At 33.9% G+C, this 16,906-nt stretch carries 14 protein-coding genes; 2 read left to right on the top strand and 12 right to left on the bottom strand.

The genetic code is table 11. The features are described 5' to 3' along the window. Positions 1-10: 10 nt before the first annotated feature. Complete coding sequence (locus tag MKY70_RS11695) at positions 11-1,144, bottom strand: BA2291 family sporulation histidine kinase (protein WP_002031784.1); 1,134 nt, start codon at positions 1,142-1,144, stop codon at positions 11-13. A gap of 241 nt (positions 1,145-1,385) precedes the next feature. Between MKY70_RS11695 and MKY70_RS11690 the strand changes: the two genes are divergently transcribed. Then, entirely contained in the window at positions 1,386-1,778 is a 393-nt protein-coding gene (locus MKY70_RS11690) for a YueI family protein (RefSeq protein ID WP_002085811.1), read from the top strand. Positions 1,779-1,898: 120 nt separating this feature from the next. Here MKY70_RS11690 and MKY70_RS11685 read toward each other — a convergent pair whose 3' ends face one another. Next, entirely contained in the window at positions 1,899-3,323 is a 1,425-nt protein-coding gene (locus MKY70_RS11685) for an aldehyde dehydrogenase family protein (protein ID WP_002085816.1), read from the bottom strand. Between the two features lie 143 nt (positions 3,324-3,466). Then, the gene (locus tag MKY70_RS11680; RefSeq protein ID WP_002127238.1) at positions 3,467-4,822 is read right to left on the bottom strand and encodes a hemolysin family protein; all 1,356 of its coding nucleotides are present in this window, start codon (positions 4,820-4,822) and stop codon (positions 3,467-3,469) included. 363 nt (positions 4,823-5,185) lie between these two features. Between MKY70_RS11680 and racA the strand changes: the two genes are divergently transcribed. Further along, positions 5,186-5,728 carry a chromosome-anchoring protein RacA gene (gene racA, locus MKY70_RS11675; RefSeq protein WP_002012665.1) on the top strand — a complete coding sequence of 181 codons (543 nt, stop codon included), beginning with the start codon at positions 5,186-5,188 and terminating at the stop codon, positions 5,726-5,728. Between the two features lie 101 nt (positions 5,729-5,829). On the opposite strand, the gene MKY70_RS11670 is transcribed toward racA, so the two are convergent. From MKY70_RS11670 to MKY70_RS11630, 9 genes are all read right to left on the bottom strand, one after another. Then, a complete protein-coding gene (locus MKY70_RS11670) occupies positions 5,830-6,426 on the bottom strand; it encodes a hypothetical protein (RefSeq protein WP_002085820.1) in 597 nt (198 codons plus the stop codon). A 321-nt stretch (positions 6,427-6,747) separates the two neighbouring features. Next, the gene (locus tag MKY70_RS11665; RefSeq protein WP_002136129.1) at positions 6,748-8,598 is read right to left on the bottom strand and encodes a hypothetical protein; all 1,851 of its coding nucleotides are present in this window, start codon (positions 8,596-8,598) and stop codon (positions 6,748-6,750) included. Next, the gene (locus MKY70_RS11660; RefSeq protein WP_002012669.1) at positions 8,588-10,405 is read right to left on the bottom strand and encodes an AAA family ATPase; all 1,818 of its coding nucleotides are present in this window, start codon (positions 10,403-10,405) and stop codon (positions 8,588-8,590) included. Before MKY70_RS11660 ends, MKY70_RS11665 begins: the two co-directional genes overlap by 11 nt. 107 nt (positions 10,406-10,512) lie before the next feature. Next, positions 10,513-10,773, bottom strand: coding sequence for a hypothetical protein (locus tag MKY70_RS11655; protein ID WP_002085825.1), 261 nt, complete (start codon positions 10,771-10,773; stop codon positions 10,513-10,515). Positions 10,774-10,849: 76 nt separating this feature from the next. After that, positions 10,850-12,277 (bottom strand): basic amino acid/polyamine antiporter, encoded by a 1,428-nt coding sequence (locus tag MKY70_RS11650; protein ID WP_002085826.1) that lies wholly within the window; start codon positions 12,275-12,277, stop codon positions 10,850-10,852. A gap of 213 nt (positions 12,278-12,490) precedes the next feature. Next, a complete protein-coding gene (locus MKY70_RS11645) occupies positions 12,491-14,002 on the bottom strand; it encodes an ABC transporter permease/substrate-binding protein (protein WP_002031797.1) in 1,512 nt (503 codons plus the stop codon). A 3-nt stretch (positions 14,003-14,005) separates the two neighbouring features. Further along, positions 14,006-14,953: an ABC transporter ATP-binding protein gene (locus MKY70_RS11640; RefSeq protein ID WP_033709046.1), complete on the bottom strand. Its 948-nt coding sequence runs from the start codon at positions 14,951-14,953 to the stop codon at positions 14,006-14,008. A 102-nt stretch (positions 14,954-15,055) separates the two neighbouring features. Next, positions 15,056-15,613, bottom strand: coding sequence for a YdcF family protein (locus MKY70_RS11635; RefSeq protein ID WP_002165881.1), 558 nt, complete (start codon positions 15,611-15,613; stop codon positions 15,056-15,058). A gap of 63 nt (positions 15,614-15,676) precedes the next feature. Continuing rightward, the gene (locus MKY70_RS11630) at positions 15,677-16,906 is read right to left on the bottom strand and encodes an MFS transporter (RefSeq protein ID WP_341024318.1); all 1,230 of its coding nucleotides are present in this window, start codon (positions 16,904-16,906) and stop codon (positions 15,677-15,679) included.

Raw genomic sequence — 16,906 nt, 5'->3', positions numbered from 1 at the left:
TGTAGACTGTTTACTTTTGAAACGTAATTTGAAATTCTGTCCAATCGTTATCCGAACGACACAATATGGATCCTTTATGTTTTTCTACAATTTGTTTACATACAAATAGTCCAATACCAGTTCCTAGCTTTTTAGTAGTTACAAATGGCTCAAAAATAGTCTCTACATTGTCTGCTGGAATCATAGGTCCATTATTTTTTATAACAATGCGAACAGCCTGATCCTCTTCAAATACATCAATGATAATTTTCCGCTCTTCTTTCACCGATTCAAGAGCATCAATCGAATTCATTAAAATATTTAAAACTACTTGCTTCACTTCACTCCGGTAACCAACGAGTGGAATAGGATACGGCAAATTCTTTTCAATCAAAACATTTGCATTAACTAAACTTGGATATAAGAATTGTATAATATCTTGAAATAAGTCATTTACCAAAAAACGTTCAGATTCATTCCACATTTCTTTTTTCGATACAAGTAAAAATTGCGAAATCCTAAAATTTAATTGATCTAATTCATGTGAAATAATATCTAAATACGATAGATTAGGGTGATCTGTCTTCAATAACTTTACAAATCCCATAATCGAAGTTAGCGGATTACGAAATTCATGTACAAAACTAGCCGACATTTGCCCTAGAATCGTAAGCCTTTCTTTATGTGTTTCATTTATATATTGCTGTTTTTCTTCTAAATTCCTCGATATAATTTCTGAGTATTTTAAAACGGTATAATAAATTAATTTGTCAAAACAAGTATGTATTTTGGCCATAATCGGTTTCAGTTCTCGAGCGCTTACATCCAATTCGCACATTGCTTCAAAAAGTTCATTTCTTCCCACATTTGCATTGTAAACAAAATCTCCAATATTCGCATCTGCCCCTGCACGCTCAATGGCAATTTTCTCACATAATGGCTGAAGATAATTAATGTCTTTATCTTCCATAATAAGCTCGATAATTAACTCTAATAAATTCGCTCCATTTTGAACTACCTCTTGTTTAAATGGATCTTTTTCGGAAATTATCATTTTGTTTTTCCAGTTCTCTACGAATTGGTGCCTGTTGTTTTTCAAGTGCGAACAAAATACTTCTTTAATATCCTTATCGATTGGAAAAACCTCCATTCCCTCCATTTCCATACGACGAATACCCTTTATATTTTGAATATTAACACAAAAAATACATTTCGTTAATAGATTGTTGTCACATTTTGTTAATTTCTGTTGATAAAATTTATTTTTCCCTTCTTATATAAATAAGTTTTATTCATATATCCCTTTTCTCTTCTCATTTTTTTAATTATTTTCCTGTTCAAAACTACTTTTTTTTTGCATCCTTTTTAATTCTTGCGTACAATAAGAAGTGAAAGGTGTGAAAAATATGGTAAATAAAAATGTGGAAGACTATCTCCAAGAAGGCATATATGGCCAAAAGCAAAACAAACCAGAAGAACGTAATATGTACTTAACTACATTACGTGAGCGTGTAGAAATCGCTTTAACAATCGGTCAAGTAATGCAAAGTAATGTGTATACAGAAGTAACGGGTAACATACGTTCTTCTCAATCATTACAACTATTCCTAAATGGAAGCATTGCTTACCCACATTTATCAAAATACATTAAATTAGCAACTGAAAAAAACATTCCTTTTACAATTGTTCAAAATAAAGGTACTGAAACACCAATAGGTTTAGTACTCTCTCATAGCACTGCTGTAGATAAAGAACATATTTATGTCGAAGATGATATTTTCAAACAAGAAATGAAGTAAAAGGTACACTTGATTAAATGTAATCGTTCCGAGAAACGTAAAACAAACAATAAAAAACGAGTATGGAATCGTAAACATTTCCTGCTCGTTTTTTATTGCGGTGTTTAAGCTCGATCTACTTTATTTTTTAATACACACTAATTTCATTTCTGTCATTTCTTCTATTGCATATTTAATCCCTTCACGGCCTGTGCCACTCTCTTTCACACCGCCATAAGGCATATGATCTACTCTGAACGTTGGAATATCATTAATCATGACACCACCGACTTCTAATTCATCAATTGCACGCATTGCCTTACATAGATTGTTTGTAAATACACCTGCTTGTAATCCATAACGTGAATTATTTACTTGTTCTAAAGCCTCATCAAATTCTTTAAATGTATTTACAGTCATAAGTGGACCAAATACTTCTTGGCACTGAACAGATACATAATCTGGAACATTTGTTAATACAGTTGGTTCAAAAATCCTTGCATCACGTTTGTTACCACCGTATACAACATTAGCTCCTTCCTTAACTGCCTCTTCCACCCATGAATTTATACGTTCTACATCTTTTTTTGAAATAAGTGCTGATACATCTGTTTCTTCATGAAGCGGGTCTCCTACTACAACGTTTTCCATTGCTTTCGTTAATTTTGTAATAAACTCTTCCATTTTGCGTTCATGCACAAAAACACGTTGTACTGAAATACAAACTTGTCCATTATTCACAAACGCGCCCCATTTTACACGTTCAATTATTTCGTCTGTCAATTCAACATCTTCATCAATAATTACTGCAGCGTTCGATCCTAATTCTAACGTCACTCGTTTCAACCCGGCTTTTTCCTTAATTCCAATACCTACTTTCGGACTTCCTGTAAAAGTAATACTAGCAACGTTCTCATCTTTTACTAATGCCTCACCTACAACAGATCCAGGTCCAGAAATTATATTGAAAGCTCCCTTTGGTAAACCAGCTTCTTCAAATAATTCTACCAATGCATACGAAGAAAGTGGCGTTTGGTCGGCAGGCTTTAGCACAATAGTATTTCCAGCCGCAATTGCTGGGCCTACCTTATGTGCTACTAAATTAAGTGGAAAATTAAACGGTGTAATAGCACCAATAACCCCGATTGGTTGTCGAATTGTATACGCTATACGGCCACCTGCTCCTGGTGCAGCATCTAATGGTAACGTCTCACCATATATTCGCTTCGCTTCTTCAGCTGCAAACTTATATGTTTGAACAGTGCGATCTACTTCTCCCCGTGCAGCACGAATTGGTTTTGCAGCTTCTTTTGCGATAATCTCTGCAAACTCTTCTCTTCTCTCATCCATTTTTTGTGCAACCTTTTCTAAAATAGTTGCACGGTCGTATGCGGATAATTTTTTCATTTCTTTCATTGCATTTTTGGCCGAAACTATTGCTTCCTTAACGTCATCTTCTGTACCTTGCGCAATCTCCGCTAATGTTTCTTCAGAATATGGTGCATACAATGGTTTATACGTCTCTACTGATTTCCATACCCCATTTATATATAAATGTTTTTTCATAGTGGTTCTCCTTCCGAATATATGTATACAATAATACATTTCATTTATTTCACCTAGTGAAAGGTCTGACTTGTGTAATTGTATCATAGCCCTAATACATCAAAAAACATTTTGCTCAAAAAAACTCTGCTACAAAGCAGAGTTTACGAACTAATTTGTTCTTGGAGCGAAATCTTTTTTTCATCTCCTACAATAACAATCGATTCTGAAGGTTTCGTTACTTCTAATCTCTTAATATAGTGTCCATCTAATTTTTTTACGCAAAATTTATAATTTTCAATCTCAATGGTATCACCCTCGGAAATCTCAATATTTTTTGTTAGGATCCAACCGCCAATCGTATCGACATCATCGTCGTCAATAGTCAAACCTAATAATGCGTTCACTTCACTAACAAGTACTTTTCCCTCTAAAATCGTTTTCGTCTCACTAACTTGTTGGATTTCCGGTTGTTCATCAGTATCGAACTCATCTTGAATATCCCCTACAATTTCTTCTAAAATATCTTCAACGGTTACAAGACCTGATGTACCACCATATTCATCAATTAATATAGCGATATGTGTTCTTTCTCTTTGCATTTTTAAAAATAGATCATGAATCGGGATAGATTCAATAACTAAAATAATTGGCCTAATATATTGCTCCACTGTCTTTTCACTAACAACTCGGTGCTTCACAAAATCTGTAAATATATCTTTAAAATTCACAAAGCCTATTACATGGTCCTTATCACCATCAACAACCGGATACCTCGTATATTTTTCATGAGACATTTTTTGTAAAGCCTCTTCAGCAGGCATTTCTTTATTTAAAATATTCATCTCTGTTCGTGGTACCATTATTTCTTTCGCAATACGATCATCAAATTCAAATATTTTATTCACATACTTATATTCAGATTGATTAATCTCACCATTTTTATAACTTTCTGAAACTAACAACCGCAATTCTTCTTCTGAATGCACTTCATCATGCCCTTTTGGTGGTTTCAACCCAAGAAACTTTGTAATTAACCGAGCTGATCCATTTAAAATCCAAATGAATGGGAATGCAATACGATAAAACAAAATGAGTGGCTTAGCAACAAAGAAACTCACTTGTTCTGCTTTTTGAATCGCAAATGTTTTTGGAGCTAACTCTCCTACTACCACATGGAAAAATGTGATAAACAAAAATACTAAAATTATAGCTAAAATGTCTGCGAGTTGAGTAGGGACGTTCCAATTTGCAAACAACACATCAAACATGTGCTTTAGCGCAGGTTTACCAGACCACCCAATCCCAAGAGCTGTAACAGTTATTCCTAATTGACAAGCTGATAAATATTCGTCTAAGTTTGTAATGATTGTTTTGACAGATATTGCACGATTATTTCCTTTTGCAATTAAGTAGTCAATTCGTGAACTCCTCACTTTAACAATTGCAAATTCTGCTGCAACGAAAAATGCCGTTAAGGCAATTAAAACAATCACTATACTTATACTATATATGTCCAAATACTTTTCCTTACTTACAGTGTAAGCAAGGAAGCCACCTCCTACTTAAATTTATTCAAGTGAAGTAAGCATTCTTATACTCTAATAAAATTCTACATTAGTAACCACCTTTTTATATATTATATGCATACATAAAAAAGATATTTATAATTATGATAATCTAATTAGCTTATTATCGTCAAACTATAATAAGCCCAATTTTCCGATAACTAAAAATGATTTATATAAATAGTATGTGCTAAACAGCTGAACTTCGTGAAAAAACACTTTCTTTGCCGATTCCACACTTCTTTTGTCACACCTGAAGGGAACTTGCTACATAACTAGAAATCATTCAACAGGATATATATAGGAGGGATTATTTTGGAATATAAAACACCATTTATCGCAAAGAAATTAGGTGTTAGCCCAAAGGCTGTTGTCCGGATTGCACAACAATTAAATCTTACGATTAAAAAAAATAAATATGGTCATTTTATTTTCACACAAGGTGATTTAGATCTAATGTTAGAATACCATCGCTCTCAAATGGACCAGCCTCAAAACTCTCAAACTACTCAAAAACCATCTTCAAATGATGTAGAAAAATTAAAAACTCAAGTAAACACAATTGTTCAAAACACATCATCGAATGATTTTGAGCAATTAACAGCTCAATTTACCACAATTACGAGAAGACTAGATCGAATGGAAGAACAAATGCAAGATAAAGCAAATGATGTCGTTACATACCAACTTTTACAACATCGCCGCGAAATAGAGGAAATGTTAGAACGAATTCAAAAACTAGAAGCTGCCCTAAAAAAAGAAGAACCAATATACATTACTCCTGATGCAAAACCAACATATGAAAGAGAAAAGAAACCGAAGCGTCGTAAAATGATTTTTAGTATATTTGGACTATAATATTTTAGACCCTTATTCTGAGAATAAGGGTCTACTTTTTGTATGAAAACAGATGCCCGTAATAAGTAACTCTTCTTCATACTATACATATTCATATATTTTCATTTTGTTAACATAATATTTTTACTGTATTCTGCAATAAGTGCCTGCGCATGAGCATTCCCTTGAATAATATCACGGAATTCTTTCAAAGAATACAGATGTGTAGCACCTTTTCGAGCATGAATTCGCACTGGTACACCTTGTAAAGTATCATGAAACTGGAATGGACTATCTATCGGTTCGATTGGAAAACCGAGTGTAAGTAAATACATATACATTCTTTTTGTAACTGCTGCAATATACCATTCCGCTTTCGTCTCTAACGCATGCATAAATAAAATAGCTGCCAGCCTTTTGAAATGTCCTCTCCCCCGAGACGTTTTCGCAATACTTAACTTTCCTATTTCATACACATTTTTCAAATCTTTCACTAAATCATTTTTAGAAAACGGATAGAAAAACTCAGAATTTGATTGTTCAGGTACTGTAAACTTAATACATTCTACTGTACCAATATGATGTTCATCTTCTATTAATAAAAATCGTGATGGATTTAAATTACGTTCTACAAACATTAAGTTTCTTTCTTCACAAAAATCTCCCCACAGTTGCTCGAACCAAAAATGCTCTTCCTTTGTTTGAACACGCTGGAACATATTTAACCGCCTTTCCCATCGCCGCTCTGTTTTTGATAACGCTTTCACTTACTATCATATAAGAACAAATCTTCGTATGCAACTAAAAATATTTATGTCTTATTATATTCTGCAAAATGAATTAAATTCCTACTTATTAGTCATTAATACACATGCAAAACCCCTTAATTCCCCATACTGTTACAAACATAACAAGATTCAATTACTCTAATAAAAAATGATAATCACTATCAAATCAAGTTCGAACCGTATAATGTGTCTTTCCGTACTGCATATAATTCTTCTTAACCTAAAGAAATCCTTCATTAAAAAGGATTCCTTTTACATTTTATTACTTTTTAACCATTTCTCAAAAATTTGAATCATCCCATGCTTCCCAGCCAACTTCTCTTCTCCTTGTTTCGTTTTATATGGATATAGTTGTAAAAACACTCCACATCCAGATTCAATTTTTTTACTATGCATATGGCTACCTGGATATACACAAATCACTTCATAAATCGCTCTTCGCTTAAAAATTCGTTTACCATTCTGTTCTTCTACATACTTAATAGACCAGTATTTATACATTTGCTCCGTTGCTTTCGTATTACCGACAGGCTGAAAAATATTGTACATAGGGCTGTATTTCACTTCGATAATAATAGAAGATTTATATACATACTTCTCTTCTTCCTTTACATAACAATCTAAACGAATATCCGGCTTCTTTGTGTCCTCTCCGTTATAAAAATTACTTCCTTTGCTTAGTGCAATAAGAGGGTGTGTTTCAATTAAATCATTAAACGCGACGTGCACTTTTATATCATCTCGATGTAAAATCACTGTCGTTCCATCTTGTAATCCGTCTAAATAAAAATGTTCTTGTATTTGTTCACGAATAGGATTCTTATCTTCAAATCCGATTTGTTCTAATATAGAAATAACGATAAAAAAAGCGTAATACTCATACACTAAAAACGTTGGTTTATATACGAATAATAAAGATGGAGGTTGCTCCGTATGTTGCGGTAACAATTCTAAATGGTGGATTAATTGTTGATGCGGTATAGATAAAGTGTTCGAATTAATGGTAGCTGTTTCAGAAACTTCCCTCCAAAATGGAGAATACAATAAATTTCGAAAGTATTGCACACTTTCATATACGATATGAGCTAATATTTTATATTCTTGTATTTTCACAGAACTTTTCCGTAAATCTGCTTCTTTCAGTAAATGTAGATTTCTATATTTTTGTTTTTCCCTATCCGTCACGGATCCATTTCGTTCAATCGTTTTCATAATTGTTTTAACAGCTTGAAATTCATCTGACTTTTTCTTCTTTTCTCCTTCTAGTATTTCAATAGTTTTACGTACAAAAATTTCTGCTTCAAGTAAATAATAATAGAATTGCATCGTTTTAAATTTAAGAAATGCATTTTCAATACTATTTTTTTGCTCCTTAAATTTACGGTTGTAATATTTCGCATAAAGCTTTCTTTCTGTCATAATGGCAGTTTTTCTCGTTGCCTTCCGCGCTTTCGTTTCCCATTCATATTCGTGTACAAATTCCGCATTCGATTCTACTTTCTTAAAAATTTGTTTTATTCTTTTCATTTTTTGTGGCAACTTTCTTAACAATACCAAATAAGAAGAATCTTCAATATCGCTAAGTGCTGAGAAAGTTTTCTTGTAATAACCTCTATCTAAAATTAACTCGTTTAAAATTGACTTCACATAATCTTGAATCATTTCAAATTGGTCATCAAAAAAGTTTTTAGGAACAACTTGAAACGCACCATAATAAGTTTTATCTTCTATACGCACTTCAAAATGGTATAAGCCACAGCGCCACGGATAAAAAAATTCAGTTTTTCCATGTTCATACACTAATACTCTTTGTTTTTTTTCATTTAATTCATATTGTGACTCTTTTATATTCTTTTGTCCCTCATATACTTTATTCCATATGAATGTAATATCCATTGGATTTTGATAATGGAAATGTAATTTCAGTGGTTTTAATTCCTGTACTTTATAAATACATTGAACTAATGCTGTAGTAGACGTACAAAGCCGGTTTAAAAGGATAAAATCGCCTTTCCCCTCAGTACCAATAATTAGCTTCAATACAAACGGGAGCGTTTCTTTCGTATCGACGATTGCTGTTTCATAACGCTCCTCATTTTGCATAGCCATACAGCTCCAGTTCTCTACGCTTTTGTCTTATATAAGCTAAAGAATGTTCAAATGTAGATACACGATTTGCAAGCGGAGACTGTAAAAGTGGTATCAATGTCGCTCCCCTTTTTGCTTCTTCAGAAAGTAGAGGGCCCACTGTCATTTCTGTCCCCCTTAATTTCGTTAATACACGCTGCTTTATTTGCAAATCAAAACCTTCTTCCCTGCTAATCATATAGGACTGATTATTTTGGAACGGTATATTTTGCAAATACGTAGCGATTGCGCTTGCACATCGGAAAGAAATTCCTTTTGATATATCGTGTGATGATAATACATCATGTAACTTATCCAATAACTCTAATTCCTCTTCAGTATACACTTCGATCATCTCTTTATTCCTAAACCAATTGAGTCGAAATTCTCCCGTTGTTACTTTCAGCGGGGGTTGCTGAACAACTTTCTCATGTTCTATACTCATCTCGCAAAACGGAATTTTTTGTAATGTAATCAAATTTGTTCGATCTAATAATCGATCGGAAAGCTCTTTCGTCGTTTCATCAAAATTTACAGTGCCTACGAAAATAATATTCTCACCAATTTCCACTGAAGGTGGAATTTGATTTTCTATTTCTTGTACTTTCTCATACAAACTCAAAATACGATTTTTCTTTTCAAGTTGAAGAACGGATAGAAACGGAGTAAACCAATGCTCAATATGTGACATGTTCATTTCATCGAACACAATTATATACAATTGATTTGGATTTTCTTTAGCCTTTAACAATGTCCGAACTAACTTCGTTTCACTTTCAATAAAATTACCATTCGGATGAAGGTAACCGAGAATATCATGTGGTTCTTGATACGATGGTGAAATCGGAATCCAAATTAATTCTTCCCCATAACGTAACCCAAGTGATTCTGCATAAGCTTGCACAAAGCGTGATTTCCCAACACCTGGTATACCACCAACAATTGTTAACATATTGGTTTTAATACTAATGTGAAAATTATATATATCTGTATCATCCAAATATAACCCTTTATTACGAACCATACTTTGTACATACTGCAAAAAAGAGGATTCACGCTCATCCCATTCCCAGTCATCCTTTTGCATTTTAATATCTTCTACTTCAACTAACTTACCTTCTTCAGCAATTCGTTTATTTAGTTGGTCATACACATTTTCACTTACAAAATATAAATGATCATCTACTGCTATTTCTACATGTTTCATCCAATCGTTTATTTCAATATATTTGCATTCTTTTCTTTGCTCAAAATATGAAATTGAACTTATTGATGATTTTAACGATAAATTTCCATATAGCCTTCCTTCATGCCACAATAATTCTGGAGGCTCAAAGTCTTTTGGTAATTTAGGCATAAGAAATGATAAATAACCGTTGCTTAACTTCCGTTCCAATGACGCTCTCTTTTTATAATTTGAGACCTTTGGTGAAGGAATCACTTTATATGAAGATGCTATTTCCCGAGGCTCTTCTGTGCATATTAATTCCAGAAATAAATTTCCACGATCATAATAAAGACGAAACATAACCAGTTGCTTTTCTAATTTATGCTTCTTTAAATCAGTAAAGATTTTTTCATTCTTTTTATTACTGCATAATCCTTCAAACAAATATTTTCCAGTCGGAAATAACTCTTGTAAAGTTAAAGGTATTGAAGAAAGACATTGTACAAAGAAATTTTCTCCATTCTTCTCTCCCTCAGCTTTTGCAAACTTCCCAATAAACCTCATATAATACATTCGCTTTATAAAACTTGGATGAAGAGCTTTATGTAATTTCAACGTAGTCACCTTCTTTTTTTCATACTATCCTTATTGTATGAACTACAATCTAAAACTAGAAATAAAAAACCTGACGTCATCCGTCAGGTTCAAAATTAAAACGTATATTAATGAGAAGGAAATGCTTTTTTTTCTTGTAAAATGGCATTATGAGCGATTTTCATTTTAGCAAGTACGTACCGTAATCGATCTTCGGCATTTTCATCTTTATTTTGCTGCAAACTCGCCAAATTCTCTACAGAACTCGCTAAATTTTCAATCACGCCTCGAAGTTCAGGATGATGATTAAAAAAAGATTCTTGTACTAATACTTTCCTTAAATCACTAGCTAAATCCATAATTCTAGACAACTGTTCTTTTTCTTCCATTTTCATCCCTCCTGAATATCTTATGTATTAAATATTCTCTAGACAAGGAAAAAAGCCCTTTAAATTAAAAGGACTTTTACATTTTTATAGTTCCTGTCAGTAACATATAAAGTGATGTAATAGCTGCAATAACAATTGCCCACATCACATATCGCTCTTTGCCTGCAAAACAACGATTCCCTTTTTCTTTTCTTGCAAACATATACACGAGAATCCCAATACCATATACGATTGAAACAAGCAATAAATTCTTTAAACCAGCTGCATAAATTAACCATACAGAGTATAGGGAAGCAATTAATGCTAACAATCCATTTTTTACTCTCGCAACTTTCAGCTCTTTCGTGATGACTAATTTCAATTGAAATAGCGCTGATAATAAGTACGGCAGTAATATAGATGTTGACGCAATAAAATACATAATTTGATATGTCGATTGTGAAAACAAAACGATTATAAATATAGTTTGGGCAACGATATTTGAAATCCACAATGCCATATGCGGCGTTTGTTTCTTATTTGTTTTCGTAAAGACTTTCGGAAACACGCCGTCTTTTCCTGCTACGTGAGAAATTTCAGAAACAAGTAAAAACCAGCCAATTAATGTACCTACAAGTGACGCAACTAATCCAATATTAATTGCCATTGCACCCCATGGCCCAACAACATGTTCTAATACATGTCCCATTGAAGGAGTCTCTAATACTGAAAGTTCTTTTCTTGTCATGGCTCCCATTGACAGAACAGAAATTAAAATATAAATAGACATTACTAAAATAAGTCCAAGTACTGTCGCTTTTCCAACGTCTCTACTATTTTTAGCTCTTCCTGATAATACAACTGCTCCTTCAACCCCAATGAACACCCAAAGGGTTACGAGCATTGTATTTTTCACTTGACCTAGTACAGAGGAAACTGAGATAGTTCCTTCGCCCCAAAAGTCATGTGTAAATGTATCCCAGCGAAACGCTGTTACCATCACGACAATAAATAATAAGATCGGAACTAATTTCCCAATCGTTGCGATAACATTCATAATGGAGGCTTCACGAATTCCAAATAAAATTAGAAAATGCAATGTCCATAATAAAAGTGATGCACCTACGATTGACGCAACATTATTTCCGCCTTTAAAAATTGGGAAGAAGTAACCTAATGTACTAAACAGTAACATAATTGTTGCAACATTTCCTAAAATCCCTGCTAGCCAGTATCCCCAAGCACTGTTAAAACCAATATATTCACCGAATCCAGCTCGTGCATAACTATAGATTCCGCCCTCAAGCTCCGGTTTTTGTCTTGCTAACGTTTGATATACGAGCGCAAGTGGAATCATTCCCATTGCTGTAATACACCAACCAATTATCGTTGCACCACTATTTGCTCCTACTGCTAAATCATGCGGTAAACTAAAAACACCGCCACCAACCATCGTTCCAACTACTAATGCGATTAACGGAAAAAACCCTAACTTCTTTTCTATTTGTACCACCCCATCTGTCATTCTAGGTGTTATGTTCGTTCAACTATTAAAGTCACCTTTTTCTCTAATAGACGTTTCTCTTATATTTTTTCAGGAAAACATTACTTATTCTAAAAGAAAATGAAGAAAAATGGAATACTTTTTTGAAAAAATGTATAAGTATGCACAAAAAAACCGTTCATTTTGTAATGAACGGTCATTTCATACATATAAAATTGTATATTTATTGTAAAATTAACGAAGTAACTTCTCTTTTTGTAAAAATTGTTTTGCGACTTCTTCGCTACTTTTCCCATTCACATTTACTTCATAATTCATTTTTCTCATTTCTTCATCTGTAATCTTTCCAGATAATTTATTTAATACTTTTTCGAGTTCAGGATATTTCTGTAACGTCTCTTTTCTTAATAATGGTGCTCCTTGATAAGGCGGGAATAGTCCTTTATCATCTTTTAGCACTTTAAGCCCATATTGCTCCAATTCACTATCTGTTGAATATGCATCGATTACGTTAACATCTCCCGATTGTATTGCACTATAGCGCAGTTTCGGTTCCATCGTTTTAACATTTGAAAACTTATAGTTATATAATTTTTGCATTCCTTTATAACCATCTTCACGATCAGCAAATTCTAATGTAAATCCTACTTTAGCTTCCTGTGCAACTTTTCCTAAATCAGAAATTGTATTTATGTTATTTTGATCTGCTATTTTTTTCGGCATGGCTAGTGCGTATGTATTGTTATACTCCATTGGCCTTAACATAACCATATTATATTTCTTTTCCATTCCAATACGAGCTTGTTCATATACTTCATCACGATTTGTACTTTTCGGTTCTTCTTTCACGAAAGTAGATAAAGCTGTACCTGAAAATTCTGGGTATATATCTACTTCACCTGATTTTAACGCTTCGAATACAAATGCTGTTTTTCCAAGGCCTGGCTTTAATTCCACTTGTAAATCTGTATCCTGTTCAATAAGTTGCTTGTACATTTGAATTAATATTTCTGGTTCAGATCCAAGTTTACCAGCAATAACTATGTCTTTCTTTTCGGTATTCCAAAGAAATGGAGCAGCTATCATTACTACAACTATACATATCGTCAATATAACGCGCTTAGAAGAGCGTTTCGGGCTCTCAAGTATGCGAAGTACTATATCAAAGAATAAAGCGAGTAACGCAGCTGGTACGGCCCCTAAAATGATAAGCGCATGGTCGTTTCGATCTATGCCTAATAATATGAGCTTACCGAGCCCACCAGCGCCTATTAAAGCAGCTAATGTAGCCGTTCCAACAATTAATACCATCGCTGTACGAATACCAGCCATAATAATTGGCAATGCGAGTGGAAGCTCTACCTTCCATAATCTTTTCCAGCTATTCATCCCCATAGCTCTCGCCGCTTCTATAAGTGATTCATCTAATTCCCGTATTCCTGTATATGTATTTCGTAAAATAGGTAATAGTGCATACACAACTAATGCGATTATAGCTGGCAGTTTTCCAATTCCTACTAACGGAATTAATAGTCCAAGTAAAGCAAGTGAGGGCACTGTCTGCATAACAGCAGAAGTCCCTATAATAAATTCAGCCATTCGTTCTTTTCTCGTTAATATAATGCCGAGTGGCACTGCAATAATTACTGCAAAAAATAGTGAAATAAGCGATATTTGTAAATGCTCACTTAATGCACTTAGCAATTCTACTTTTCGTTCTTGGAACGTTTGAATAAAATCAGTCACTGTTTAGCCTCTTTCCTTCATTTGTTCAACAATGTAATTGACAATATGACGACTTGTTAACGCTCCAACATATTGACCATGCTCTTCAACCGGCACTGACTCTTCAGTTTGTAAGCGGACTAGTGCTTCTTGTAATGACGAATGTAAAGATAAAGCATTCCCTTCAACTCGTATACCCTCGTCTAGCGGCAATACCTCTTCTATACTCTTCCCCTCATACCAAGGTCGTCCACGATTTCCAATGAACTCCTCTACAAACTCATTTTTCGGGTTATGTATAATTCCTTCTGGTGTATCTAATTGAACAACTTTTCCTTCTTTCATTACACAAATACGATCACCAAGTGATAAAGCCTCTTGCATATCGTGCGTTACGAACACGATTGTTTTTTGAATCTTTTTTTGCAATTGTACGATATCCTTCTGAAGCTGCTCCCTACTTAACGGATCTAACGCACTAAATGGCTCGTCCATAAGTACAATTTTCGGGTTTGCGGCTAATGCCCGTACGACACCAACACGTTGTTTCTGCCCTCCCGACAATTCATCTGGCATGCGATCACGATATACATCTGGATCGAGCCCAACCATCTGTAGCAAGTCATCGACACGTGCTTTTATTTCCTTTTTGGTCCATTTTCTCATTTCAGGGACAACTGCAATATTTTCAGCAATTGTCATATGTGGAAACAGCGCAATCTGCTGCAACACGTACCCTATATTCCAACGTAGTTCGTTTATGTTATATTGTTGAATATCTTTTCCATCGATTAAAATTGATCCTTCCGTCGTTTCAATTAAACGGTTAATCATCTTCATTGTCGTTGTTTTCCCGCAACCACTCGGACCAATGAGAACAAAAAATTCTCCTTTTTTAATTTCTAAATGTAATGAATCCACTGCTTTTGTGCCATCTTCATACGCTTTTGACACATGATTAAATTGAATCACAGACACAACTCCTTTCATGTTGTTTCCTTTATTTTGATGGAATATAGCATTCATTTCAAATGATACGCTTTATTATACAAAAAAAGAGCTCTCATTTGAGCTCTAACGGTCGAACAATATTGTTTTCATAATTGCAGCATATTCACGCACATACGCTTTTTTCTTAGAGCGTCTCGGTGTTTCAGCAGCCAAAGCTTCCATCTTTATCCCTAAACGCTTTGCAATTATTTTCGTTCGATATAAATGATACGTATTACTTACAACTACCGCATGCTTTACATCATATAAATCCATACTAAACTTTAAATTTTCATACGTATTTGTAGAGCAGTCTTCAATTAAAATACGATTCTCATCTATACCATGTACCATTAAATAGTTTCTCATACTGTGAGCTTCCGGTATATCTTCATCTTCCCCTTGACCACCTGAAACAATTACTTTCACCTCAGGGTGAGCATGTAAATATTCCAACGCTATATCCAAACGATTTTGAAGAGATAAAGACGGTCTATCTCCAAATAATTTTGCACCTAATATAAGAACGTATGGAGAGTGATTACTCAATGTTTCACGAGCAACTTTATTCATTCGAAACGTCATATAAATGATGTATAGCGGAGGTAGTAATAAGATTATAAGCAATATCCATTTGTTCATAAATAAGTTAACACTCCCTTTCTTTTTATTATATAGAAAAAGAAAAGGAGGCAGAAGTATTTTTTAAACAATTGATTTATTAGACACATTCGCTTCCGTTTTACGTTTTGAAATTACATAATAAAAAGCAATCCCTAATGATAGGATCAATATACAGCTCAGTACATAAAACGGGATCATCACCCCTGCTTTAGATACGCCTGCCGTAAACAACATTAATAATACAATTCGAATTCCTGTACCAATTAATCGAAATAAGCTGTCCACACGTCCCATTACTTCATTTGGAATTTCTTCCATCATCAATACATTTCTCGCCACTCGTGTTCCAGCATTTCCAATCGCATGGAAAATCGCTAGTCCATATAATAACATAATGGAAGGCTCAATAATCATTGCGGTAATTGAAATTACATAAATAACCATCGTCATAACGATTGAAATTTCTATTTTGACATATTTCATCATGATTGGAATACTTATTCCTGCAAGAACCGCTCCGACACCGTACATCATACCTTCAATTGCGTATACAGAGGCACTAGCTTTGAGTATATCTGAAATATATACTGGGATTAAATAATTTGCCATCATGACACCGATAAACGGCATATAAGTCGCTAGTAAAAACCAAAATAACTTAGGACGCTTTTTCATAAAGTGAATTCCTTCGAACAATTGCTTCTTAAATGTTGCTTTCCGTTTTACTTCTTTTTTCTTTACATACGGTACACATAAGAAAAGAAAAAATGCTCCTGCAAAAGTTAACATATCCACTAACAAGATCCATTTCAAAGAAATAATCTCAATTAAAAAGCTAGCAGCCGCTCCTGAAATAACTTGCGTTAATTGTCCTTGTATCTCCATCGTGCCACTTAAACTTTTATAATGTTCAGATTGAAATATTTCTTGGTTGAATGCAAAAATTGTAGGATAGAATAATAGATAATAGAAAGAACCTGCTATATAAATAATGATGTAATGAATAGAATTGTATGATTGCCCAGCAAATCCCCAAATAGCCATCATTCCTATAATCGCTATCCCAATACCTTCGTTACATAACAACAAAGATTTTCTTGAAAAACGATCTATACTTTGCCCAATAAATGGCGTTAATAAAAACATGATGAGAGTCGCAACGATAGAAACATAACCAAATGTTGTCTCTCCTCCACTTTCCTTAATTAACAACCACGGAATCGTTATCATAACAATCCCGGAACCAATAGCGGATAAACTATTGGCTCCTAGAATGTAATACAAGCGAGAATCATGATAAAGAGAGGACAT

It is taken from the genome of Bacillus sp. FSL R9-9492, from assembly GCF_038007365.1.
Taxonomy (GTDB): domain Bacteria; phylum Bacillota; class Bacilli; order Bacillales; family Bacillaceae_G; genus Bacillus_A; species Bacillus_A mycoides.
The sequence above is the reverse complement of the archived record's forward strand: the minus strand, read 5'-3'. Positions and strand labels throughout refer to the sequence as shown.

What these genes read in the sequence shown, in the direction of transcription:
- MKY70_RS11695 (WP_002031784.1), bottom strand. Translation starts at nt 1,144, where the DNA reads ATGGAAATGGAGGGAATGGAGGTTTTTCCAATCGATAAGGATATTAAA.
- MKY70_RS11690 (WP_002085811.1), top strand. Translation starts at nt 1,386, where the DNA reads ATGGTAAATAAAAATGTGGAAGACTATCTCCAAGAAGGCATATATGGC.
- MKY70_RS11685 (WP_002085816.1), bottom strand. Translation starts at nt 3,323, where the DNA reads ATGAAAAAACATTTATATATAAATGGGGTATGGAAATCAGTAGAGACG.
- MKY70_RS11670 (WP_002085820.1), bottom strand. Translation starts at nt 6,426, where the DNA reads ATGTTCCAGCGTGTTCAAACAAAGGAAGAGCATTTTTGGTTCGAGCAA.
- MKY70_RS11665 (WP_002136129.1), bottom strand. Translation starts at nt 8,598, where the DNA reads ATGCAAAATGAGGAGCGTTATGAAACAGCAATCGTCGATACGAAAGAA.
- MKY70_RS11655 (WP_002085825.1), bottom strand. Translation starts at nt 10,773, where the DNA reads ATGGAAGAAAAAGAACAGTTGTCTAGAATTATGGATTTAGCTAGTGAT.
- MKY70_RS11650 (WP_002085826.1), bottom strand. Translation starts at nt 12,277, where the DNA reads ATGACAGATGGGGTGGTACAAATAGAAAAGAAGTTAGGGTTTTTTCCG.
- MKY70_RS11635 (WP_002165881.1), bottom strand. Translation starts at nt 15,613, where the DNA reads ATGAACAAATGGATATTGCTTATAATCTTATTACTACCTCCGCTATAC.
- MKY70_RS11630 (WP_341024318.1), bottom strand. Translation starts at nt 16,906, where the DNA reads ATGTCCTCTCTTTATCATGATTCTCGCTTGTATTACATTCTAGGAGCC.